Raw genomic sequence first — 21374 nt, 5'->3', positions numbered from 1 at the left:
TGCGCCCCTGTCCCGGATGGATCGCTCATGTCCTTATACACCCGTCTCAAATATGCGCTTGGCGCCTTCGTCCTGCTGCTTCTCGGACTGGGGCTGTATCTCGGGGCCATTCAGCTCAGCGGAAATTTTGCCCCGGTCGTGGCTGGTGAGGTCTATCGTTCGAACCAGGTCACGGCCGCGCGCCTGGCCCGATATCGCGACAGCTATGGCATCCGGACCGTGCTGAACCTGCGCGGCGCCAGCCCCGGTTCCGACTGGTACGACGAGGAAGTCAGGGCAGCGGCGGCGCTTGGCATGACGCTGATCGATTTTCCGCTGTCGGCGAGTCGGGAATTGACCGAAACGCAAATCCGCGACCTCACGCGGATCCTGCGCGATGCGCCGAAACCCCTGCTGATCCATTGCCGGTCGGGCGCCGACCGCACCGGTCTTGCCTCGGTGATCTATCAGGCCGTGATCAAGGGCATGGACGAGCACCGCGCCGAAAGCCAGCTTTCCCTGCGCTTCGGCCATTTTTCGGTCCCGGTGCTGTCGCAGGCTTGGCCCATGGATCAGACCTGGGAACGGATCGAGGCGAAGACCGCGCTGGAATGAGGGCTCCACGATCACCAGCCCGGCGTGCCGATCCCGATGGCCAATGGTCAGGGGCTCGTCCGCGGGCTCTAGCGACCCGCGATGGCCTCGGCGGTCAGGCGCTGGCGCAGGATCGCCTTGTCCTCGCGGATCATGGCGGGAATCAGGAACAGGTCGATCACCATCCAGATGCTGACAAGGGCCAAGGGCACCCAACCGATCAGGATCGGCGCGGTAAGCAGGCCGAAACCCCACAGGACCAGCATCAGGAATCCGCTGACATAGCGGCCCAGATAAAAGCGGTGCGCGCCAAATCCCCACAAGACCAGCGCCAGCAGATAGGCGACCAAGGGTGACTTCGCCTCGTTCGCGATGCGCTGTTCGATCAGCAATTGCCCTGTGCTGTCCATCGGTCGGCGTTTCCTTTCCCAAGATCGGGCGGCTAGGTCGCCCGGTCATCGAGATAGGATTTTCCCGGCACTGCGCAAGATCCGCCGCCTAGAACACCCTGTCGAAGACCGCTTTCAGCCGCGTCAGGGTGCCATCGACATCGGCCAGCTTGTCCAGACCGAAAAGACCCAGCCGGAAGGTCGAGAACCCGTCGCCCTCGCCCACCGCCAGCGGCACGCCGGCCGCGATCTGCATCCCTTCTTCCGCGAATTTGCGGCCTGACCGGATCTGGGGATCGTCGGTATAGCTGACCACCACGCCGGGCGCGCCAAAGCCCGGCGCGGCGACCGAACGGACACCCCTCTCGGCCAGCATCGTCCGCACGCCGTCCCCCAGCCGCCACTGCGCCGCGCGCGCGGTTTCGAACCCCATGGCGCGGGTTTCCGCCATCGCGTCGCGCAGCGCCAGCAGCGAATCGGTCGGCATGGTCGCGTGATAGGCGTGGCCGCCATCCTCATAGGCCGCCATGATCGCGCGCCATTTCTTCAGGTCCATCGCGAAACTGTCGCTTTCGGTCTTCTCCAGCCTGCCTGCGGCGCGCTGCGACAGCATCACCAGCCCGGCGGCGGGTGTCGAGGACCAGCCCTTCTGCGGGGCCGAGATCAGCACATCGACGCCGGTCGCGGCCATATCGACCCAGACCGCGCCCGATGCGATGCAGTCCAGCACCATCAGCGCGCCCACCTCGTGCGCGGCCTCGGACAGCGCGCGGATGTAGTCGTCCGGCAGGATCAATCCCGCCGAGGTCTCGACATGCGGGGCAAAGACCGCATCGGGCCGGGTTTCGCGGATCGTCGCGGCGACATCCTCGATGGGCGGGGGTGCATAGGCGGGCTGGGGCGCGTTCCCGGCGGGCCGGGCCATCGCCACGGTGGTATCGCGCGCGAAACCGCCCGCCTCGAATATCTGGCTCCAGCGATAGCTGAACCAGCCGTTGCGGAGGATCAGCGCATGAGCATCGCGGCCGAACTGACGGGCGACCGATTCCATCGCATAGGTGCCGCCGCCGGGCACGATGGCGATTTGGTCCGCGCCATAGACCTGGCGCAGCGTCGCGGACAGGTCGCGCATCACCTGCTGGAACCTTTGCGACATGTGGTTCAGCGAGCGGTCGGTGAAAACGACCGAGAATTCCTCGAGCCCGTCGGGGTCGATCTCGGGGCGCAGATGAGGCATGGCGGTTCTCCCTGTGGTGCGGCGCCACACTAGATCCGGCCGGCGCGCTGCGGAAGACCGTCAAAGGGCTGGCGACCGCCGCGCCCCCTTGCGGTTCCCCCTGCGCCGAGACTAGGCTTCCGCCATAGGCAACATCGCAGGATTTTCATGCGTATCGGCATACTTCAATGCGGCCAGTCGCCCGCGCAGTTGAAGGACGAACTGGGCGATTATCCCGACATGTTCGTCCGTCTGCTGGACGGGCGCGGCTTTACCTTCCGGACCTGGCATGTCGAGGGGATGGAGTTTCCCGCGGACGTTCACGAGGCCGAAGGCTGGCTTCTGACCGGCTCGCGCCACGGGGCCTACGAGGATCACGACTTCATTCCACCGCTGGAGGATTTCATCCGGCAGGCCCATTCGGCGGGCGTGCCGATGGTCGGCATCTGTTTCGGCCACCAGATCATCGCGCAGGCCCTGGGCGGCAAGGTCGTCAAACATCCCGACGGCTGGGCCGTGGGCGCGCAGGATTACGATTTCGGCGGCAAGCCCGTGACACTGAACGCCTGGCATCAGGATCAGGTGGTCAGCCGGCCCGAGGGGGCCGAGGTCGCCGGCCGCAGCGATTTCTGCCGGAACGCGGCGCTGATCTATGGCGACCGCGCCTTCACCGTGCAGGCCCATCCCGAATTCGACGACGCTTTCGTGCAGGGCCTGATGGACACGCGCGCGAGGGGCGTGGTTCCGCAGGATCTGCTGGACCGCGCCGCCGCGCGCATGGGGCAGGCCCGCGATGCATCCGGCATCGCCGACCGGATCGAGGCGTTCTTCAAGCAGCCAAGGGCCCTGGCGCGCGGCGATGAGCGGGGGGTGGCATGAGCGACTGGATCGGCAAGGTGCCGCAGGCCGCGCGCGACTACATGGCGGGTCGGCGGCTGGACGAGGTCGAATGCATCCTGGCCGATATCGCGGGTGTGGCGCGGGGCAAGGCGATGCCCGCCTCGAAATTCGCGCGGCAGGAAAAATTCTATCTGCCCAATTCGATCTTCCTGCAGACCATCACCGGCGAATGGGCCGACAATCCCTCTGGGGCCTTCACCGAACCAGACATGGTTCTGACCCCGGATTTCAGCACGGCAACGGCGGCGCCGTGGACGGCGGACTGGACCATGCAGGTGATCCATGACGCGATGGACCAGCAGGGAAAGCCGGTGCCGATCGCGCCGCGAAACGTGCTGAAGCGGATCGTGGGTCTGTATCAGGACAAGGGCTGGAAACCGGTCGTCGCGCCCGAGATGGAGTTCTTTCTTGTCGCCCGCAACATCGACCCGAACCAGCCGATCATCCCGCCGATGGGCCGCACCGGCAGGCGCGCCGCCGCCAAACAGGCCTATTCCATGTCGGCCGTGGACGAATACGGCAAGGTGATCGACGACATCTATGATTTCGCCGAAGCCCAGGGGTTCGAGATCGACGGCATCCTGCAGGAAGGCGGCGCGGGCCAGGTCGAGATCAACCTCAACCACGGCGATCCCGTCGCGCTGGCCGACGAGATCTTCTATTTCAAGCGGCTGATCCGCGAGGCGGCGCTGCGCCACGACTGCTTTGCCACCTTCATGGCCAAGCCCATCGAAGGCGAGCCGGGCAGCGCGATGCACATGCATCATTCGATCATCGATGTCGCCACCGGTCGCAACATCTTCTCGGACGAGAAGGGCCGCGAAACCGAATCCTTCCTGCATTTCATCGGCGGAATGCAGCGGCATCTGCCGGCGGCGATCGCGCTGCTGGCGCCCTATGTCAACAGCTATCGCCGCTATGTCCCGGATTTCGCCGCACCGATCAATCTGGAATGGGGCCGCGACAACCGAACGACCGGATTGCGGGTGCCGATCTCGGGCCCCGAGGCCCGGCGGATCGAGAACCGGCTGGCGGGGATGGACTGCAACCCCTATCTGGGCATCGCGGCATCCCTTGCCTGCGGCTATCTGGGGCTGATCGAGGCCGAAAACCCGCGCGCCGAATATCTGGGCGACGCCTACATGTCGCATGACGAACTGCCCTATAACCTGGGCGACGCGCTGGATCTGATGGCTGACAGCGCACCCATGCGCGAGGTGCTGGGCGAGGAATTCTGTGACGTCTACGAATCCGTGAAACGCAATGAATACAAGGAATTCCTGCAGGTCATCAGCCCCTGGGAACGCGAACATCTGTTGCTGAACGTATGAGCCTGCTGTTTCTGAACGACCGCCGCGGCGAATATCCGCCCAGCCTCTATGCCGATACGCGGCGCGTGCTGAACCCTTTCGGGCGCATCAGCGGCGGGTTGCGGGCCGATGTGGCGGTGGTCGGCGGTGGTTATTGCGGTCTGTCGGCGGCGCTGCACCTGGCCCGGCAGGGCCATGACGTCGTTCTGCTGGAGGCGCATCGGGTGGGCTTTGGCGCCTCGGGGCGCAATGGCGGACAGATCGGATCGGGACAGCGGCAAGAGGTCGACTGGCTGGAGGATCGCCTGGGGCGCGAGGCCGCGCGTCGCCTGTGGGATCTGTCGCAAGAGGCGAAGTCGCTGGTTCGCGCCCTGGCCGCCGAGGCGGATCTGCCGATCCGCGACGGCATTGCCCATGCCTGCCGCAGCAACGAAGAGGTCGATCACGCCGCGCGCATGGCCGAACGCCTGGCCCGCGATTACGGCTATGACCAGGTGCAGCCGCTGAACCGTGCCGCGCTTGCCGCGCTGATCGGCAGCAGCGCCTATCGGGGCGGCGATCTGGACCGCGGTGCGGGCCATCTTCATCCGCTGAACCTGTCGCTTGGCATGGCGCGGCTGGCCGCCGAGGCCGGCGCGCGCATCTTCGAGGACAGCCATGTCCACCGCATCACCCATGCCCGCAGCGCGACCGACAAGAGTGTCGTTCACTGCGACACCGGCAAGATCCGTTGCGATCACGTCATCCTGGCCGGGAACGGCTATATCGGCAATCTTGCGCCGAAGGTCGCGGCGCGGGTCATGCCGATCAACAATTACATCGTCGCGACCGAACCCCTTGGCGACGATTTCCCCGAGATCCTGCCCGAACGCAGCGCCGTCGCCGATACCAAGTTCGTGGTGAATTACTGGCGGATGGATGAGGATCGCCGGCTGATCTTTGGCGGTGGCGAGACCGTGCGCTACAAGTTTCCCCAGGACATCGCCTCGGTGGTCCAACCGCACCTGTTGTCGGTCTATCCGCAGCTTGAAGGCGTGCGGCTGACCCATGCCTGGGGCGGGACTCTGGCGATCACGATGAACCGGATGCCCTGTTTCGCCCGGCCGGCGCCGAATTGCCTGTCGGCCAGCGGCTTTTCGGGGCACGGGGTCGCGATGGCGACGCTGGCGGGCCGGCTGATGGCACAGGCCGTGACCGGCCAGGCCGGGGGCTTCGATGCGATGGCCGCCGTTCCCACGCGCGCCTTTCCCGGCGGCCGCGTCCTGCGCAGCCCGCTGCTGGTTGCCGGAATGGCGTGGTACGGGCTGCGCGACCGGCTGGGATTCTAGCCCGATTTCAGGCCCAGACCTTCCAGCACGCGCTGGCGCAGCAGGCCGGAATCGCGATCGGGGATACCCAGCAATCCCGCCACCAGCCGGATCAGCGTCTCTTCGTCGGCGGCGCGGCGGGAATCGGCATAGGCGACCTCCCACATGGCCGACAGGACGCCGGCGCGGTCCTCCAGCGGGATCCGGTCCTTGATCAGCCGGGTAAAGCGCACCGTGTCGGGGGCCTCGGCCTCGATCATTTCCGCAACGGCGCGGCGTTCGGCGGCCTCGGCCATGTTCAGACCACGGCGGCGCGCCAGGATCTGGTCGATCCTCTGCCTTTCGCTGGTCTCGTAGCGATCATCCGCCCGGGCGACCCGGACCAGAAGCGCCGCGATCGCGACCTCCGCATCCTGAGCCTGCAAGGGTGCGTCGTCGGTATCGTCGGCAAAGAGGCGGGACAGGAGATTGCGGAACATGCACGTGATCTTATGGGATTTGTCGGCGGCTGCAAGCACTCAGTCCCAGCCCTCGACGATCACCAGATCGACCTGGGAGACCGGATCGCGCAGCGCCTTGGCCCTCCGGTATTCCGGGCTGTGATAGCAGGCCCGAGCCGCCTCGATCGAGGGAAATTCCAGCACCACGCTGCGCGGCCGGGCGGCACCCTCGACCACGTCCTGCGGCCCGCCCCGGACCAGAAACCGCGCCCCGTATTTCGCGAAGGCGGCGGCATTGGCCTGCCTGTAGGCCTCGTAAGCCTGCGCATCATCGACCGAGACATGCGCGATCCAATAACCCTTCATTCGACCTCCGGTATGGTGATGCGGCCTTCCGCGACCTTCGCCGCCCGGCCAGAAATCCGAATTTCGGTCAGGGCGCCGTCCCGCACGATGGCGGTCAGGCCGATCCGCGAGGGTCGCCCCATCTCGATTCCCTGTCGAAGCGCGATCCGGTTCTCGCCCCTGCTCAGCACGCCCGATGCCAGCAGCGGCCCGGCAAGGATGGCCGAGGCCGAACCGGTGGCCGGGTCTTCGGGTATGCCGGCCGTGGGCGCGAACATCCGGGCGCGATAGCCGCCCCGATCCGGGGTATAGAGATAGGCGCCCACGATCCCCGGCACCACCGCCTGCGACCAGCAGGGTTCGACCGGGCGGGCGGCGGCCAGAGAGGCCGGATCGCGAATGGGAACGAACAGGAATGCCGGACCGCCCTGCCAGATGCCCGGCTGATGGCCGTCTGGCCCGATCGCATCCGCCGGCAGATCAAGCGCCCGCGCGATCAGGCCGGGTTCGGCCCGCCCCGGCAGCATGACCGGCAATCGCGGCGCAATGAAATCCGCCTGGCCGTCGCGAACCTGGACCGGAACCGGCCCGGCCTTTTCCTCCAGCACGATCCGCATGTCGCGCCCCTTCGACAGATGCAGGGCGCAGCCGATGGTCGGATGGCCCGCGAAGGGTATTTCGGCGGTCGGCGTGAAGATGCGGACCCGCGCGGTATGGGCCCGATCGCGCGGTGCCATGACGAAGATCGTCTCGGACAGGTTGAACTGGCGCGCCATCGCCTGCATCTGCGCCGTGGTCAGGATGTCCGCGTCCGAAACCACGGCCAGCGGATTGCCGCTGAACGCGCGTTCGGTAAAGACGTCCCAGATCTGGAAGCCCAGCATTCGCCATGTCTCCGTGGTCGGACCGCGCGGCGGTCTCAGTATTTCTGCGGCACGTAGAGATCGCGCGGCAGCACCTCGCGCTCGTAATCGGGGTTGAAGACGCGTTGCGGCAGATGAACCTCTTCATGGGGCACATCGGTATAGGGCATCAGCCCCAGCAGGTGACTGATGCAGTTCAGGCGGGCCCGTTTCTTGTCGTTGCCGGGGACGATGTACCACGGCGCCTCGGCGATGTTGGTGCGTTCGAACATCTCTTCCTTGGCCTTGGTATAGGCTTCCCAGCGGACCCGGCTTTGCAGATCCATCGGCGACAGCTTCCATTGCTTCAGCGGATCATGGATGCGCATCAGGAATCGCATCTGCTGTTCCTCGTCGGTGACCGAGAACCAGTATTTCACCAGTCGAATCCCGGACCGGACCAGCATCCGTTCGAATTCGGGAACGTCCTGGAAGAACTGCTCGATCTCGTCGTCCGAGGCAAAGCCCATGACCCGTTCGACGCCCGCGCGGTTATACCAGGATCGGTCGAACAGCACGATCTCGCCGCCCGCCGGCAGATGCGGAACGTAACGCTGGAAATACCATTGCGTCTTTTCGCGGTCGGACGGGGCGGGCAGGGCCACCACGCGGGCCACGCGCGGGTTCAGCCGCTGGGTGATGCGCTTGATCGCGCCGCCCTTGCCGGCGGAATCGCGGCCCTCGAACAGGACCACGACCTTTTCCTTGTGATAGCTGACCCAGTCCTGAAGCCGGATCAGTTCGGCCTGAAGGCGCAGAAGCTCGTGGAAATAGCGGCTGCGCGGCATCTGTTCGGGATGGTTCTCGCGATAGATGCGGCGCACCTCCTCGGACAGGATCGCGTCTTCCAGCTCGATCTCGATGTCCTCGTCCAGCGTGTCCTGCAATTCGGCTTCCAGCCAGTCCTTGGGCTCGTCCATCATTCGTGTTCTCTGCGCTTTCTCACAACGACATCCAGGGCGGGAATGGAAAGGTTCTGCATCCGTCGGCATCCCGACCGGGCCGCGCCGCGGCCGGGATCAGGGGGCGCGGCGGCGATGGCGGGCCCGCCGGGGCCTGCCAGCAGCGCAAGCAAGATGGCGGTGGGGCACATCCCAAGCTTCCGTGTTGCGAACAGCAGGATGTTCCCACGCGGTCGGGCCCGGTGCAAGCGGGCTCAGCCGATCTCGGCGATATCGACGCCGTGGCTGCCGATCTGGCTGCCCGAAAGGCGCAGCGAGCCGGTGATCGGCGCGGTATCGGAATAGTCGCGGCCGTAGCCGATCACCACATGATCGGCCGAGACGAAACAGGCATTGGTCGGATCATATTCGGTCCAGCCCGCCTCGATCCCGGTCCAGGCCCGGACCCAGGCATGCATCGCGTCCGCGCCTTCCAGCCGGGGCCGTCCGGGCGGCGGCTGCGTGCGCAGAAAGCCCGAGACATAGCCCGCCGGAATGCCCAGGGCGCGCAGGCCCGCGATCATGATCTGCGAGAAATCCTGACAGACGCCGTGGCGGTGTCGGAACGCCTCGGCGATGGGGGTATCGACCTGCGTGGCACTGGCGTCGAACCGCATCACCTCGTGCAGCGCAAGGCCCAGCCTCTCGGTCGCCGCACGCGCCGTGGGGGCGCCCGCGGTCGCGCGCGCGGCGAAGGCGGCGATGTCTGGCTCGGGGGCGATGCGCGGCGAGGGGCGCAGGAAATGATGTGGCGAATGGCGGCCGAGATCGGCAATCTCGGCCAACTCGGGGGCCAGGCGGGGCAGGGGCGCTGAAAGGTCCAGCACCGAATCGATCCCGTGCCGCGTCACCTGGCCGGTCATCTCGAAGCTCAGACTGGTCATGCCGGCGGGCAGGACCAACTGGATCACCTCGGTGCCGAAAAAATCGGCGAAGGTGCCGCGCTCGACCGGGGCGGGGGTGATCTCGACCTCGCAGCGCTCGACGCTCTGGATGGCGGGGATCGTTGTCGGGCAGATCCGCAGCAATTGCCGCCCGGCGCCGGTTGGCCGGGCAAAATCATAGCGAAGCGTCAGGCGAAGGCGATATCGCATCAGTGGAAGTAGTCCGTGGTCAAGAGATCCGACAGCGCGGCGATCCGCGACCGCATCGACCACAATGCCGCGGTCGTCAGTGCCTCGGGTTCGGCGGTGGCGATCTCGGCGTGAAGGCGCAAAACCGCCCGGGCCAGCGGCGACAGGGCGCCGTGATCATTGGCGGCGGGCAGCGCGTCGATCTGGTCGCGCAAGCCGTCGATCTGATGGCGCAGCGCGCGCGGGTTCAGCCCATCCAGCGCCAGCAGATCCAGCACCGTTTCGCGCGTGGTCGCGGTGGCGAAGCGGCGGCGATGGGTCAGGACGCTGTCGGCCATGTCGATGGCCAGATCCAGCGCCCCCTCGGGCGCATCCGGATCGGCCAGAACCGCCAGCGCCGCCGAGATGCCCATGGCGCGTTCATGCAGCCGGCCGATGGACAGGAAATGCCAGCCGGTAAAGCGATACATGTTCTCGTGGACCAGTCCCGAAATGCCCGCCAGCTTGCGCAACAGCGCGCTGAGCGCGCGGGCGGCGTCGTCGCCCGGCGTTACCCGCAATGCCATGCGCCGGGCGCTGCGGTCCAGATCGTGCAGCGCCAGCCATGCATCGGGCGAGAAACGGTCGCGCACCGCGCCGGCGCTGGCAATGGCGGCGGCCAGATTGTCCAGCAATGCCTGCGGAATGCCCTTGTCGGCTGCAAGGCCCATCAGGCGGAACAGCGGCGTCGCGGCCGCCCTCAGCGCGTCGCTGGTCGCGTCGCCTTCGGCAAGGCGGCCGTGATACGCCCGCATCAGCCGCACGATGGTTTCGGCCCGTTCGACATAGCGGCCAAGCCAGAACAGGTTGTCGGCGGCGCGCGCGGGCAGGGCGCCGGGCGTCCGCCGCGGCCGGTCGGCACGGGCCGGGCGGCTCAGCGTCACCGCGGCCACGGGTTCGGGACTGATGACCCAGACATCGGCGGCGCTGCCGCCCTGCTGCATGGCGATGGCCGAGGCGTCCTCGGATGCGCCGATGCGCGCGAAGCCGCCGGGCATGGCCGTCCAGCCCTGTTCGGTCCGCGCCAGATAGACCCGCATCGACATCGGACGCGGCACCAGCCGCCCCTCGACCAGCGCCGGCGTGGTGGACAGCGTCACCGCCTCTTGTGCGACCAGATCCGACCCCCGCGCCGCCAGCCGCGCCGCCAGCGCCCGGGGCGCCAGGTCCGAGGCGCGGACCTGGTCGGCATTGCGGTCGAAGGGCATCGCCGTGGCCAGCGCGTCCGACAGAAACATCCGGTCCGGCGCATCCAGGACGGCGGCGCGGGCGCTGGCATCGCCGCACCACCAGGTCGCGATATTGGGCATGGCCAGCGGGGTGCCGGTCAGATCGCGGGCCAGTTTCGGCAGGAACGCCATCAGCGCGCGCGTTTCCAGCACGCCCGAACCGATCTGGTTGACCATCGTGACCTGCCCGGCGCGCAGGGTCGCGACCATGCCGGGCGTGCCGATCCGCGAGGCCGGATCCAGTTCCAGCGGATCGGCATAGCTGGAATCGAGCCTGCGCCACAAGACCTCGACCGGCCGCATTCCGGAGACGGTTCGCACCGTCAGCCGGTCGCCCGCAACCGCCAGATCGCCGCCCTCGACCAGCGTGATGCCCAGATAGCGCGCGATATAGGCATGTTCGAAATAGGTCTCGTTCATCGGGCCGGGGGACAGGATCGCCACCCGGCCGCCGCCGCGCCCGGCCTGGGCCAGCAGCGCATCGCGGAAATCGCGAAAGAAGCCGGCCAGCCGGTGCACGTTTTCCTGACCATAGACTTCGCCTAAGGCGCGCGCGGTGGCGACGCGGTTTTCCAGCGCGTAGCCCGCCCCCGAAGGCGCCTGTGCCCGGTCGGCCAGCACCCACCAATTGCCGCGCGGTCCCCGGCCAAGTTCGAAGGCGAGGAAATGCAGGTAATGCCCCGAACGCGGCCGCACCCCCACCATGGGGCGCAGCCATTCGCGATTGCCAGCCACCAATTGCGCCGGAAGCCGCCCCGAGGCGACCAGATCATTCGGTCCGTAAAGATCGGCCATGACCGATTCCAGCAGATCGGCGCGCTGGATCAGGGCGGCCGAAATCTGCGCCCAGTCGGCCTCGGACAGCAGGACGGGAATATGGCTCAGCGGCCATGTCCGCTCGGTCGATTGCCCGGCGCCGTATTGGCGAAAGAACACCCCGCTATCCAGCAGGTACCGGTCGGCGCGGGCCAGATCGCGGGTCAGTGCCTCGGCGTCCAGGGCGCCGATATGGCCGGCCAGACGCCGCCACAGCGGGCGGATCGCGCCTTCGGCATCGACCATCTCGTCGGGTAGTCCCGGCAGCGCGCGATAGAGGCCCCGCCCCGCCCCGTTCAGGCCGTCGATCCGCACATCGCCCGGCATGATGCCTCAGATCCCGACCGCGCGCCGCAGATCCAGCGTCATCGGAAATTCGCGATGCGGCCGTTCGGGCGCGACGACATGGAAATGGCCCGGACGATGGCCGAACGGCTGGAACCGGGCCAGTCGGCGCGCCTCGGCCTCGTTGTTGTTGACGGGGAAAGTCTCGTAGTTGCGCCCGCCGGGATGGGCGACGTGATAGACGCAGCCGCCAAGCGCGAGGGCCGACCAGGTGTCGAAGATGTCGAAGGTCAGCGGCGCATCGACCGGGATGACGGGATGCATCGCGGAGGCGGGCTGCCATGCCTTGAAACGCACACCGGCCACGGCCTCGCTCGCGCCGATATCTGTCAGCGGCAGCGCGCGGCCATTGCACAGCACCTGATAGCGGGTCGGATCGGCGGCGGACAGCTTGACCTGCAAACGCTCGGTCGAGCTGTCGGTATAGCGCACGGTGCCGCCAAGCGCGCCGGTCTCGCCCAGGACGTGCCACGGCTCCAGCGCCTGGCGCAGTTCCAGATGCACGCCCTCGACCTGAGTCTCGCCGCAGAAGGGAAAGCGGAATTCGGCCTGCGCCCTGAACCATTCCCGTTGCATCGGAAAGCCGTGGTTCGTCATGTCCTGCAAAACGTCGCAGAAATCGGTCCAGACGAAATGCGGCAGCATGAAGCGGTCATGCAGGGCCGTGCCCCAGCGGGTCAGATCACCGGTCAGCGGTTCGTTCCAGAACCGCGCGATCAGGGCGCGCAGCAGCAATTGCTGGGCCAGGCTCATCCGCGCATCGGGCGGCATCTCGAAGCCGCGAAACTCGACCAGTCCCAGCCGCCCGGTCGGGCCATCGGGGGAATACAGCTTGTCGATGCAGATCTCGGCCCGGTGGGTGTTGCCGGTCACATCCGTCAGGATGTTGCGCAACAGCCGGTCGGCCAGCCATGGCAGCGGGGCGGGGCCGCGACCGGGCGCGGGGATCTGGGACAGCGCGATTTCCAGTTCGTAGAGCGCGTCGTGGCGGGCCTCGTCGATGCGCGGGGCCTGAGAGGTCGGACCGATGAACAGGCCCGAGAACAGATAGGACAGCGAGGGATGGCGGTTCCAGTACAGGATCAGGCTGGCCAGCAGATCCGGGCGGCGCAAGAACGGACTGTCATTCGTGGTCGCGCCGCCCACGACGACATGGTTGCCGCCGCCGGTGCCGGCATGCTTGCCGTCGATCATGAATTTCTCGGCCCCCAGCCGCGACTGGCGGGCATCGTCATAGACGCCCTGCGTGATCCGGACGCAATCCTGCCAGCTTTCGGCGGGATGGATGTTCACCTCGATCACGCCGGGATCGGGGGCGACACGGATCACGTTCAGCCGCGGATCGTGCGGCGGCGCATAGCCTTCGACATGGACCTTCAGATCCAGCCGCAGGGCGGCGGCCTCGACCGCGCGCAGCAGATCCAGGTATTCCTCCAGCGTGGCGACGGGGGGCATGAACACGCAGAGCCGGCCGTTCTTGGGCTCGACCGACAGCGCGGTGCGAACCAGCCCGGACAGGTCGTGTTCGCCATCGCCCCGGGGCTGGCCCTGTTCGACGACCCCCTGAACCGGGCCGCCGGCCACGAAACTGGCCATCGGCTGGGACTTGCGCGCCGGCGGGATCGGCGACGGATCGGCCAGGGGCGGGCGGTCCACGGCGGGATCGGTCGGGTTGATATAGGGATAGACCGAGGGTGGCAGCCAGGGCAGCGAATTCAGCGGCAGGCGATAGCCGACCGGGCTGTCGCCGGGCACCAGGAAGACATGTCCGCGCCGCAGCCGCCACTTTTCCGAATACCAGCGCAGGTGGGATTTCGATTGCCAGCTTTGCACCGGCAGCACGAAGCCGACGGGTTCGGTCAGGCCGCGATCGAAGACGGCGGCGATGCGGTGCCGTTCCTCGGTATCGTCGAGCTTCGAGTTTTCGGGCGTCACGTTGGGCGGCAGCTTCGCTTCGCGCACCAGCCATTCGGCCGGGTCTTCATAGGCGGGCATGACATTGGCGTCGCTGACATCCAGTTCCCGCGCGACCTCGCGCAGCAATTCCTGCGCCTGCAACGGCGTGACCGCGCCCTCGTCGACCTCTTGCGCGATCAGGTCGGGGTTCTGCCAGACCGGCTGGCCGTCCCGCCGCCAGTAGATAGAGAAGGTCCATCGCGGCAGGGTTTCGCCCGGATACCATTTGCCTTGCCCGTAATGCAGAAATCCGTTCGGTGCGAAACGCTTGCGCAGCCTGCGAACCAGCTTGTCGGCCAGGACGCGCTTGGCCGGGCCGACGGCGGCGGTGTTCCATTCCTCGCTTTCGAAGTCGTCGATCGACACGAAGGTCGGCTCGCCGCCCATGGTCAGGCGCACATCGCCCTTGCGCAGGGCGGCATCGACGGTCTCGCCCAGCCGGTCCAGGCTGGCCCATGCCTCGTCGCTGAACGGTTTGGTAATGCGCGGATGCTCGGCCACCCGGCGCACCTGCATGTCGAAGTTGAAATCGACCTCGGCAAAGCTGGCCGCGCCGCTGATCGGGGCGCAGGACCGGTAATGCGGCGCGGCGGCCAGCGGGATATGGCTTTCACCGGTCAGCAGGCCGGATGTCGGATCCAGCCCGATCCAGCCCGCGCCGGGCAGATAGACCTCGGCCCAGGCATGAAGGTCGGTGAAATCGACCTCGGTGCCCGAGGGACCGTCCAGCGCCTTCAGGTCGGGCTTCAACTGGATCAGATAGCCCGACACGAAGCGCGCCGCGAAACCCAGGTGGCGCAGGGCATTGACCAGCAGCCAGCTGGAATCGCGGCAGGATCCGCTTTTCAGCGACAGCGTTTCCTCGGGCGTCTGGACGCCCGGCTCCATCCGGATCGTATAGCCGGTTTCGCCCGCGATCCGGGCATTCAGGTTGACCACGAAATCGACTGTTCGGGTCTTCTGGCGCGGGATGCTGTCCAGCAGCTTGCGCAGCAGCGGTCCCGCCGGTTCGGCCTGCCGGTAGGGCACCAGCTCCTCGGCCAGGTCGGGGGCGTAATCGAAAGGCCATTGGTCGGCGCTGTCCTCGACGAAGAAGTCGAACGGGTTGTGGATGCTCATGTCCGCGACCAGATCGACCTCGATCTTCAATTCGCGCACCGGTTCGGGAAAGACGAAGCGGGCCAGCCAGTTTCCAAAGGGATCCTGCTGGTGATTGACGAAATGATCCGCGGGCGAGACTTTCAGCGAATGCGACAGCACCCGGGTGCGCGAATGCGGCGCCGGCCGCAGGCGGATGATCTGTGGACCCAGGCTGACCGGGCGGTCGTATCTGTAGTGGGTCAGGTGGTAGATGCTGGCCTTGATCGACATGATCCGTCCCTGTTCGGCTTTTGCTCAGCTTACACAATGCGCAGCCGAGGGCGAGACACAAAGCCGGCTTGTCCTTGCCGGCGTGCCGGCAGGGGCGCTGCCCCTCTTGGCCTGCGGCCAATTCACCCCGAGGTATTTGGCAAGAGCGCGAGGCGGCCGAGGGCATCCTGCAGCCGGTCCCATTCGGCGGCGCTGCCGGGAATGCCAAGGCGAAGCCAGTGGCGCGAATAGGGGAAGCGGCGGGTCCAGATACGGGCATGGGCCAGGCCGTCGCGCGCCTGTCCAGCATCCGGCGTGTCATAAAGGCGGAACAGGTGAGTGCCGCCCAAGGGCTGCCATCCGGCGCGCTGCGCCACATGGTCCAGATGCAGGCTGGCCTCGGAATGATAAAGGATCGCATCCTCGGCCCAGTCGCGATCGGCCATGGCCCTGGCGCCGATCTCGAGCGCGGGGCCGTTGACGGGCCAGGGCCCCGATTCTTCGGCGATCCGCGAAAGGATGGCGGGGGCGGCGATGACGAAGCCGAGGCGCAGGCCCGCGAGGCCCCAGAACTTGCCGAAGCTGCGCAGAATCAGGGTATTGTCGGGACATGTGGCGGCCAGCGACAAGTCCGGGCGTGGATCGGCGAAACTTTCGTCCACCAGCAGATGGCCGACCCGGCCCGCGAGGCGGCCGAGGGTTTGCGGCCGCCATTCGCGGCCGTCGGGGTTGTTCGGGTTCACGAGAACCGCCAGATCCGCCCCCGCCATGTCCTGCGGGTCTTTCACCTCGTCGACCGTCCAGCCCGCCGCGCGCAGGCTGGCCGCGTGTTCGTTATAGCTGGGCGCCAGGACCGAGGCGCGTCCGCGCGGCAGCAGCCGTGGCAACAGCTGGATCGCCGCCGAGGCGCCGGCGACCGGCAGCACGCGGGAAGGATCGCAACCCAGCCGGCCGGCGGCGACACCGATCAGACGATCGCGGGCCGCGGCGGTCGGCAGGGCCCGCCAGACGTGATCGGGAAGGGTGCCAACCGGCCATGGCCTGCGGTTGATCCCGGTCGAAAGGTCCAGCCAGTCCCCCGTGCCAAAGCGCCGCGCCGCGCGGTCGATATCGCCCCCGTGATCGCGGTCCATGCCGTTCTCCCCGTTCCGTCCACGCCATTCGTTAACGAATTTTCACTTTACTCGCGAGAGATTCGCGCCCACGATATATGGTAGGAACATTCGGGCACCTATGCCCGGTATTGTCCACAGACCGAGGGTTAGCGGCGACAGAATCGCTCCCGCAGAGAGGCAGGATCCAGGCTATGGCTCAGACCGATCATTTCATTCCCAGCGACGAGATCCATCCCATCGATATCGTAGAGGCTGTCGCCGCCCATCACGAATGGGATTTCGACCGTCTCGCCGACGACCAGATCGCGATGGTGGTCGAGGGGCAGTGGCGCAGCTATTCGCTGACGCTGGCATGGTCGCCGCGCGAAGAGGTGCTGCGCCTGATCTGCACCTTCGACATGGACCCGCCAGCCGACAAGCTGCCGCTGGTCTACGAGACGCTGAACCTGGCCAATGATCAGGTCTGGGACGGGGGCTTCACCTTCTGGGCGCAGCAACGGCTGATGGTCTGGCGCTATGGGCTGGTTCTGGCCGGCGATCAGGTCGCCTCGGCCGAGCAGGTCGACCGGATGATCGGCAATGCCCTGATCGGGTGCGAACGGTTCTATCCCTCGTTCCAGCTGGTCGGCTGGGGCAACGCGGAACCCGCAGCCGCGCTGGACATCGCCCTGGGCGAAGCCTTCGGACGGGCCTGAGGGTCCGTTGCGCCCTGCCGATGCGAGAAACCGCGCATGATGATCGGTTTCGACGATTTCATGAAGGTCGATATCAGGGTCGGCACGATCGTCCGGGCCGAACCTTTCCCCGAGGCGCGAAAGCCAGCCATCAAACTGTGGCTGGATCTTGGGGAACTGGGCCAGCGCAAATCCTCGGCCCAGATCACGAAACATTATACACCCGAAGCCCTGGTCGGAAGGCAGGCCCTGTGCGTGGTGAATTTTCCGCCGCGCCAGATCGGTCCGGTCATGTCCGAGGTGCTGGTTCTGGGCGTGCCCGACGATGCCGGCGAGGTGGTGCTGATCGCGCCGGATCTGTCCGTGCCTGACGGGGGAAGGTTGTTCTGATGAAGCTTCTGGTCACGCGCCCGATGACGGATCGGGCGACCGCATCCATCGCCGCGCAGTTCGATGCGACCTTCCGCGACAACACGCCGCTGGACGAGGCGGGCGCGGCGCGGGCCTTGCGCGACTATGACGCGATCCTGCCGACGCTGGGCGACGCCTTCACGGCGGGTGCCTTTGCCGGCGGCGATCTGCGCTGCCGGATGCTGGCGAATTTCGGCGCCGGCTACAACCATATCGACATTGCCGCGGCGCGGGCGGCGGGGGTTGCGGTTTCGAACACGCCGGACGTGGTGACAAACGCCACCGCCGATATCGCGCTGACGCTGATCCTGATGGCGATGCGTCGGGCCAGCGAGGGCGAGGCGCTGCTGCGCGCGGGCAAATGGACCGGCTGGAACCCGACGCAGCTTCTGGGCGGCCATGTCAGCGGCGCGACGGTCGGCATCATCGGCATGGGCCGGATCGGCAAGGCGATCGCCCGGCGCTGCCATCTGGGATTCGGGATGCGGGTCGTCTTTCACAACCGCTCGACCGTTTCCTCGCTGGATATTCCCGCCCAGCAGATGCCCGGCCTGTGCGAGACCCTGGCGGCCGCTGATGTGGCAGTGGTCGCGGTTCCCGGCGGCGGCGGCACCCGGCACATGATCGGCGGGCCGGAACTGCGCGCCCTGGGGTCGGCGGGCTATCTGGTCAATATCGCGCGGGGCGACGTGGTCGAGGAAGCGGCGCTGATCGAGGCACTGAACAGCGCAACGATCGCCGGGGCGGGGCTGGATGTCTACGAGGCCGAACCCCACATTCCGCAGGCCCTGATTCAGGCGCCCAATGTCACCCTGCTGCCGCATCTGGGCACGGCCACGGAAACGGTGCGGACGGATATGGGGATGCGGGCATTGCAGAATCTGCTGGACCATCGCAACGGAGGACGGGCGCGCGATCTGGTGAACTGACTTATGTTGGTTCTTGGAACCGCGGCCTCTGTCCGGCCGTTGTTCCCGCGATCATCAAGACCAAAGGAGGTCGCTATGAATTGGGATGTTGTCCAAGGCAAGTGGAAACAGGTCAAGGGTTCGGTCCAGGAAAAGTGGGGCGAACTGACCAATGACGAGCTGGATCAGATCGACGGCAACAAGGATCGTCTGGCTGGAAAGCTTCAGGAGAAATACGGCTGGAGCAAGGACGAGGCCGATCGCGAGATCGACAATTATTTTCGCGACAGCGTCTAGGGCCGATCCTTGACGCGCGACAGCGAGGGGCGCCGGGAAGGCGCCCTTTTTCATGGCGCCCGGCTGTTCGATGATGCGGCCGGCGGCGGTCGGGCTTGCTCCGGGGCTCTTTCCATCCGGCCGCAAATCCCGGAATATGCAGCCATGACCAAGACAGACCATCCTCTGGCTTCGAAGGCGCTTGCGCTTGTCTGGATCGGGATCGGGGCCGCCGATCCGTCGCTGGCCGTCAATGCGGCCATGCCGTCGGTGATCGCTGATCCGCCGCGTTCAGGCGGTTCCTGGCGGATTATTGCAGTGGGAAAGGCCGCGCGCGCCATGGCGATGACGGCGATGAAGCAATTGCCCGACGCGCAGACGCTGATCGTGACCAATGCCGGCAACGATGCGCCGCTGATGCGGGCCGAGGTGCTGCGCGCCGGGCATCCGGTGCCGGACGAGGACGGCGCGCAGGCCGCCCGCCGGGTTGCGGAGAGACTGGCTGAAAGCCGCCCGGCAGATCGGATCCTGGCGCTGATCTCGGGCGGCGGTTCGGCGATGTTGCCCGCCCCGGTCGAGGGGGTGACCCTGACCGAGAAGCAAGAGGTCAACAGGCTGCTGCTGGCATCGGGCGCCGACATCCGCGAAACCAACCTGATCCGGCAGGCCTTGTCGCGACTGAAGGGCGGCGGCTGGCTGCGTCAGGGGCCGGCGCCGATCACGGCGCTGATCCTTTCGGATGTTCCGGGTGACGATCTGCGGGTGGTGGCCTCGGGGCCGACGGTCGCGCCGATCGGAACCATCGCCGAAGCGGCACGGACGGCGCGCGCGCTGGAGATATGGGATCGGCTGCCCGATGCTGTCCGCGCCGCCCTGTCGCGGTCCGATGATCGCGGCGATCTGCCCGAGGCGCGCAATATTCTTGTCGGCTCGAACAGGCACAGCGTTCAGGCCATGGTCGCAGCCGGAGGATGTGACGGGGCCGTGCCGCTGGAGGGCGATGTCGAGGATTGCGCCCGTGTCTTGGTCGCTGCGGCGCGGCAGGCACGTCCCGGTGTTCCGCTGGTCTTCGGTGGCGAGACGACCGTGCGCCTGACCGGCAAGGGCATGGGCGGACGCAATCAGGAATTGGCCTTGCGGTTCGCGCGGGCTGCGGCGGAAGGGGGATTGAAGGGTGACTGGTGCTTTGCCTCGGTCGGCAGCGACGGCCGCGACGGGCCGGGCGAGGCAGCAGGCGGCATCGTCGATCCCGGTACGCTGACGCGGATCGAGGCGGCGGGCATCGATCTGGACCGGGTGCTTGCCGACAACGATTCCACCCCCGCGCTTGCCGCCGCAGGCGGTTTGGTCCAAACCGGACCGACAGGCACCAATGTCGCCGATCTGGCCGTTTTCCTGCGCGGCGCCGAAATCTAGACCCGGACCGCAAGGGAACGATTGCCGATGATCTACGCCTACGAGATTCGCAATGGCCGCTTGTCGCGTCTGGCGGACCTTGCCGATCTGCGCCGCGCCGTCTGGATCGACGCGGTCGTTCCCACCGAAGACGAGGTGACGCAGATACGCCAGCTTGGCCTCGAGGTTCCCAGTCTGGCCGAGATGGAAGAAATCGAGATCTCCAACCGTCTGTATCGCGAGGACGGCTTCGACTACATGACGGCCGTTCTGCCCGGCGAACGCGCTGATGGCCAGCGCGCGGCGATGCCGGTCAGTTTCATCCTGTCGTCCGAGCGTCTGGTGACAGTCCGTCACCATGCGCCCCGGCCGTTCCTGACCTTTCCCGCGAGGGCCGAACGATCGACCCTTGGCTGCGGCACGGTGGACAGGCTGTTCTCGGGGCTGGTGGAAGAGATCATCGCGCGCCTGGCCGACATCCTCGAAAATTCGGGTCGGCTGCTGGACGAGACGACCGCGGGCGTGTTCGAAAGCCGCCCCGGCGCGACCGGGCGCCGCGCGCGCGGCACGGCCGATCGCCTGCAAACGGCGCTGCGCGAGGTGGGGCGCGAGGCGGACCTGATGGCTCGGGTGCGCCTTGGCCTGCTGACGGTCGAACGGATTCTGGCCTTCTATACCGCGACCATCGACGAACGGCCCGAACCCGAAAGGCTGCGCCCCGTGATCCGGGGCCATATGCGCGACATCCAGGCGCTGGAAGTCCATGCCGATTTTCTGGGCTCACGGGTCAGTCTGGCGGTGGACACGACCCTGGGCATGATCAATCTGGAACAGAACAACACGGTGCGCATCCTGTCGGTGATCGCAGCCCTCTTCCTGCCGCCGACGCTGATCGCCAGCATCTACGGGATGAACTTCACCTCGATGCCGGAACTGGACACCGCATGGGGCTATCCCGCCGCGCTGCTGCTGATGGCGGCAACGGCCGGGGGAACGTGGCTGGTGCTGCGCTGGAAGAACTGGCTGTAGCCCGGAGGCGGCTATCGGCCTGCCGCACTTGGGGCAGGGACGGCCAAGATCCTACATCTGGTCGATCAGGTCCAGCATCTGGGGTGGAAGCTGATCCTCGCGAATCGTGAAGACATGCGCGCCGGCCTGCCGGTCGGTGACGGTGATGCGATAGGTCATCATGTCAGCGCCCCGGCGCGCGCCAGATTTCGAGGCAAGCTGGCTCAGATCGCGCGGCTCGAACGCCTCGCAGATTTCCTGCCGCATCTGCGGGGTCTGCTGATCCACGTCGATCCGCTTGTTCATGGCGGCGGCCGGAACTCCGGCAAAGCCGCCGCTGGACGATATTTCGATGATCATGGCAACACACCCGGCGCCTATCGCTGCACAACCCATATGCGCAGAAGATAAGGCGGGAAAGGCGGTCCGGCAAGATCACCGAAAGGATAGGGGCAG

At 66.8% G+C, this 21374-nt stretch carries 21 protein-coding genes; 10 read left to right on the top strand and 11 right to left on the bottom strand.

What is annotated here, in order from left to right; all coding sequences use genetic code 11:
• The first annotated feature begins 27 nt into the window (after window positions 1-27).
• Window positions 28-594 (top strand): fused DSP-PTPase phosphatase/NAD kinase-like protein, encoded by a 567-nt coding sequence (locus tag AC13CR_RS09185; protein WP_482900788.1) that lies wholly within the window; start codon window positions 28-30, stop codon window positions 592-594.
• 68 nt (window positions 595-662) lie between these two features.
• Here AC13CR_RS09185 and AC13CR_RS09180 read toward each other — a convergent pair whose 3' ends face one another.
• Together AC13CR_RS09180 and AC13CR_RS09175 are read right to left on the bottom strand one after the other, a co-directional pair.
• Window positions 663-983 carry an NINE protein gene (locus AC13CR_RS09180; protein WP_446233068.1) on the bottom strand — a complete coding sequence of 107 codons (321 nt, stop codon included), beginning with the start codon at window positions 981-983 and terminating at the stop codon, window positions 663-665.
• An 88-nt stretch (window positions 984-1071) separates the two neighbouring features.
• Window positions 1072-2199 (bottom strand): aminotransferase class V-fold PLP-dependent enzyme, encoded by a 1128-nt coding sequence (locus AC13CR_RS09175; RefSeq protein WP_482900787.1) that lies wholly within the window; start codon window positions 2197-2199, stop codon window positions 1072-1074.
• Window positions 2200-2346: 147 nt separating this feature from the next.
• Here AC13CR_RS09175 and AC13CR_RS09170 point away from each other — a divergent pair, with 147 nt between their 5' ends.
• From AC13CR_RS09170 to AC13CR_RS09160, 3 genes are read left to right on the top strand one after another with little or no spacing between them, the layout of a single operon-like run.
• On the top strand, window positions 2347-3057 hold the full coding sequence (locus AC13CR_RS09170; protein ID WP_292958729.1) for a type 1 glutamine amidotransferase: 711 nt from the start codon (window positions 2347-2349) through the stop codon (window positions 3055-3057).
• The gene (locus AC13CR_RS09165; protein ID WP_292958731.1) at window positions 3054-4409 is read left to right on the top strand and encodes a glutamine synthetase family protein; all 1356 of its coding nucleotides are present in this window, start codon (window positions 3054-3056) and stop codon (window positions 4407-4409) included. The genes AC13CR_RS09170 and AC13CR_RS09165 overlap by 4 nt, the downstream gene beginning before the upstream one ends.
• On the top strand, window positions 4406-5716 hold the full coding sequence (locus AC13CR_RS09160) for an NAD(P)/FAD-dependent oxidoreductase (RefSeq protein ID WP_446232224.1): 1311 nt from the start codon (window positions 4406-4408) through the stop codon (window positions 5714-5716). The genes AC13CR_RS09165 and AC13CR_RS09160 overlap by 4 nt, the downstream gene beginning before the upstream one ends.
• Here AC13CR_RS09160 and AC13CR_RS09155 read toward each other — a convergent pair.
• The 8 genes from AC13CR_RS09155 to cobD all read right to left on the bottom strand — a co-directional run bounded on the left by AC13CR_RS09155 (window position 5713) and on the right by cobD (window position 16264).
• On the bottom strand, window positions 5713-6174 hold the full coding sequence (locus AC13CR_RS09155) for a tellurite resistance TerB family protein (protein ID WP_292958735.1): 462 nt from the start codon (window positions 6172-6174) through the stop codon (window positions 5713-5715). The genes AC13CR_RS09160 and AC13CR_RS09155 overlap by 4 nt on opposite strands.
• Before the next feature lie 39 nt (window positions 6175-6213).
• Window positions 6214-6501 (bottom strand): DUF1330 domain-containing protein, encoded by a 288-nt coding sequence (locus tag AC13CR_RS09150; protein ID WP_292958737.1) that lies wholly within the window; start codon window positions 6499-6501, stop codon window positions 6214-6216.
• The gene (locus tag AC13CR_RS09145) at window positions 6498-7364 is read right to left on the bottom strand and encodes a PhzF family phenazine biosynthesis protein (protein ID WP_292958739.1); all 867 of its coding nucleotides are present in this window, start codon (window positions 7362-7364) and stop codon (window positions 6498-6500) included. Before AC13CR_RS09145 ends, AC13CR_RS09150 begins: the two co-directional genes overlap by 4 nt.
• A 35-nt stretch (window positions 7365-7399) precedes the next feature.
• The gene (ppk2, locus tag AC13CR_RS09140; RefSeq protein ID WP_292958741.1) at window positions 7400-8302 is read right to left on the bottom strand and encodes a polyphosphate kinase 2; all 903 of its coding nucleotides are present in this window, start codon (window positions 8300-8302) and stop codon (window positions 7400-7402) included.
• Between the two features lie 236 nt (window positions 8303-8538).
• Window positions 8539-9417 (bottom strand): transglutaminase family protein, encoded by an 879-nt coding sequence (locus AC13CR_RS09135; RefSeq protein ID WP_292958743.1) that lies wholly within the window; start codon window positions 9415-9417, stop codon window positions 8539-8541.
• The gene (locus tag AC13CR_RS09130) at window positions 9417-11807 is read right to left on the bottom strand and encodes a circularly permuted type 2 ATP-grasp protein (RefSeq protein WP_293013790.1); all 2391 of its coding nucleotides are present in this window, start codon (window positions 11805-11807) and stop codon (window positions 9417-9419) included. The genes AC13CR_RS09135 and AC13CR_RS09130 overlap by 1 nt, the downstream gene beginning before the upstream one ends.
• Window positions 11808-11813: 6 nt before the next feature.
• Window positions 11814-15152, bottom strand: a complete 3339-nt coding sequence (locus AC13CR_RS09125) for a transglutaminase family protein (RefSeq protein WP_292978303.1) — start codon at window positions 15150-15152, stop codon at window positions 11814-11816.
• Window positions 15153-15274: 122 nt separating this feature from the next.
• A complete protein-coding gene (gene cobD, locus AC13CR_RS09120) occupies window positions 15275-16264 on the bottom strand; it encodes a threonine-phosphate decarboxylase CobD (protein ID WP_292958749.1) in 990 nt (329 codons plus the stop codon).
• A gap of 173 nt (window positions 16265-16437) precedes the next feature.
• Here cobD and AC13CR_RS09115 point away from each other — a divergent pair, with 173 nt between their 5' ends.
• The 6 genes from AC13CR_RS09115 (at window position 16438) to AC13CR_RS09090 (ending at window position 20939) form a co-directional block, all read left to right on the top strand.
• Window positions 16438-16941: a type III secretion system chaperone family protein gene (locus AC13CR_RS09115; protein ID WP_292958751.1), complete on the top strand. Its 504-nt coding sequence runs from the start codon at window positions 16438-16440 to the stop codon at window positions 16939-16941.
• A gap of 39 nt (window positions 16942-16980) precedes the next feature.
• On the top strand, window positions 16981-17310 hold the full coding sequence (locus AC13CR_RS09110; RefSeq protein ID WP_292958842.1) for a tRNA-binding protein: 330 nt from the start codon (window positions 16981-16983) through the stop codon (window positions 17308-17310).
• On the top strand, window positions 17310-18260 hold the full coding sequence (locus AC13CR_RS09105; protein ID WP_292958753.1) for an NAD(P)-dependent oxidoreductase: 951 nt from the start codon (window positions 17310-17312) through the stop codon (window positions 18258-18260). The genes AC13CR_RS09110 and AC13CR_RS09105 overlap by 1 nt, the downstream gene beginning before the upstream one ends.
• Window positions 18261-18335: 75 nt before the next feature.
• Window positions 18336-18536 carry a CsbD family protein gene (locus AC13CR_RS09100; RefSeq protein WP_292958755.1) on the top strand — a complete coding sequence of 67 codons (201 nt, stop codon included), beginning with the start codon at window positions 18336-18338 and terminating at the stop codon, window positions 18534-18536.
• Window positions 18537-18680: 144 nt separating this feature from the next.
• Window positions 18681-19931 carry a glycerate kinase type-2 family protein gene (locus AC13CR_RS09095; RefSeq protein ID WP_482900786.1) on the top strand — a complete coding sequence of 417 codons (1251 nt, stop codon included), beginning with the start codon at window positions 18681-18683 and terminating at the stop codon, window positions 19929-19931.
• Window positions 19932-19958: 27 nt separating this feature from the next.
• The gene (locus AC13CR_RS09090; RefSeq protein WP_292958759.1) at window positions 19959-20939 is read left to right on the top strand and encodes a CorA family divalent cation transporter; all 981 of its coding nucleotides are present in this window, start codon (window positions 19959-19961) and stop codon (window positions 20937-20939) included.
• Window positions 20940-20990: 51 nt separating this feature from the next.
• Here the strand turns inward: AC13CR_RS09090 and AC13CR_RS09085 are convergent, their stop codons facing one another.
• Window positions 20991-21278 carry a protealysin inhibitor emfourin gene (locus AC13CR_RS09085; RefSeq protein ID WP_292958761.1) on the bottom strand — a complete coding sequence of 96 codons (288 nt, stop codon included), beginning with the start codon at window positions 21276-21278 and terminating at the stop codon, window positions 20991-20993.
• Window positions 21279-21374 lie beyond the last annotated feature (96 nt).

Source organism: Paracoccus sp. L-17, assembly GCF_056857655.1.
Note: the sequence above shows the minus strand (reverse complement) of the source record. Positions and strands in the feature narration are given on the sequence as shown.

Excerpts from the sequence above, each read along its gene's own strand:
- AC13CR_RS09125 (WP_292978303.1), bottom strand. The coding sequence starts at position 15,152 with ATGTCGATCAAGGCCAGCATCTACCACCTGACCCACTACAGATACGAC.
- AC13CR_RS09130 (WP_293013790.1), bottom strand. The coding sequence starts at position 11,807 with ATGCCGGGCGATGTGCGGATCGACGGCCTGAACGGGGCGGGGCGGGGC.
- AC13CR_RS09155 (WP_292958735.1), bottom strand. The coding sequence starts at position 6,174 with ATGTTCCGCAATCTCCTGTCCCGCCTCTTTGCCGACGATACCGACGAC.
- AC13CR_RS09165 (WP_292958731.1), top strand. The coding sequence starts at position 3,054 with ATGAGCGACTGGATCGGCAAGGTGCCGCAGGCCGCGCGCGACTACATG.
- AC13CR_RS09100 (WP_292958755.1), top strand. The coding sequence starts at position 18,336 with ATGAATTGGGATGTTGTCCAAGGCAAGTGGAAACAGGTCAAGGGTTCG.
- cobD (WP_292958749.1), bottom strand. The coding sequence starts at position 16,264 with ATGGACCGCGATCACGGGGGCGATATCGACCGCGCGGCGCGGCGCTTT.
- AC13CR_RS09090 (WP_292958759.1), top strand. The coding sequence starts at position 19,959 with ATGATCTACGCCTACGAGATTCGCAATGGCCGCTTGTCGCGTCTGGCG.
- AC13CR_RS09175 (WP_482900787.1), bottom strand. The coding sequence starts at position 2,199 with ATGCCTCATCTGCGCCCCGAGATCGACCCCGACGGGCTCGAGGAATTC.
- AC13CR_RS09105 (WP_292958753.1), top strand. The coding sequence starts at position 17,310 with ATGAAGCTTCTGGTCACGCGCCCGATGACGGATCGGGCGACCGCATCC.
- ppk2 (WP_292958741.1), bottom strand. The coding sequence starts at position 8,302 with ATGGACGAGCCCAAGGACTGGCTGGAAGCCGAATTGCAGGACACGCTG.
- AC13CR_RS09150 (WP_292958737.1), bottom strand. The coding sequence starts at position 6,501 with ATGAAGGGTTATTGGATCGCGCATGTCTCGGTCGATGATGCGCAGGCT.
- AC13CR_RS09185 (WP_482900788.1), top strand. The coding sequence starts at position 28 with ATGTCCTTATACACCCGTCTCAAATATGCGCTTGGCGCCTTCGTCCTG.
- AC13CR_RS09095 (WP_482900786.1), top strand. The coding sequence starts at position 18,681 with ATGACCAAGACAGACCATCCTCTGGCTTCGAAGGCGCTTGCGCTTGTC.
- AC13CR_RS09135 (WP_292958743.1), bottom strand. The coding sequence starts at position 9,417 with ATGCGATATCGCCTTCGCCTGACGCTTCGCTATGATTTTGCCCGGCCA.
- AC13CR_RS09160 (WP_446232224.1), top strand. The coding sequence starts at position 4,406 with ATGAGCCTGCTGTTTCTGAACGACCGCCGCGGCGAATATCCGCCCAGC.
- AC13CR_RS09085 (WP_292958761.1), bottom strand. The coding sequence starts at position 21,278 with ATGATCATCGAAATATCGTCCAGCGGCGGCTTTGCCGGAGTTCCGGCC.
- AC13CR_RS09145 (WP_292958739.1), bottom strand. The coding sequence starts at position 7,364 with ATGCTGGGCTTCCAGATCTGGGACGTCTTTACCGAACGCGCGTTCAGC.
- AC13CR_RS09170 (WP_292958729.1), top strand. The coding sequence starts at position 2,347 with ATGCGTATCGGCATACTTCAATGCGGCCAGTCGCCCGCGCAGTTGAAG.
- AC13CR_RS09180 (WP_446233068.1), bottom strand. The coding sequence starts at position 983 with ATGGACAGCACAGGGCAATTGCTGATCGAACAGCGCATCGCGAACGAG.
- AC13CR_RS09115 (WP_292958751.1), top strand. The coding sequence starts at position 16,438 with ATGGCTCAGACCGATCATTTCATTCCCAGCGACGAGATCCATCCCATC.
- AC13CR_RS09110 (WP_292958842.1), top strand. The coding sequence starts at position 16,981 with ATGATCGGTTTCGACGATTTCATGAAGGTCGATATCAGGGTCGGCACG.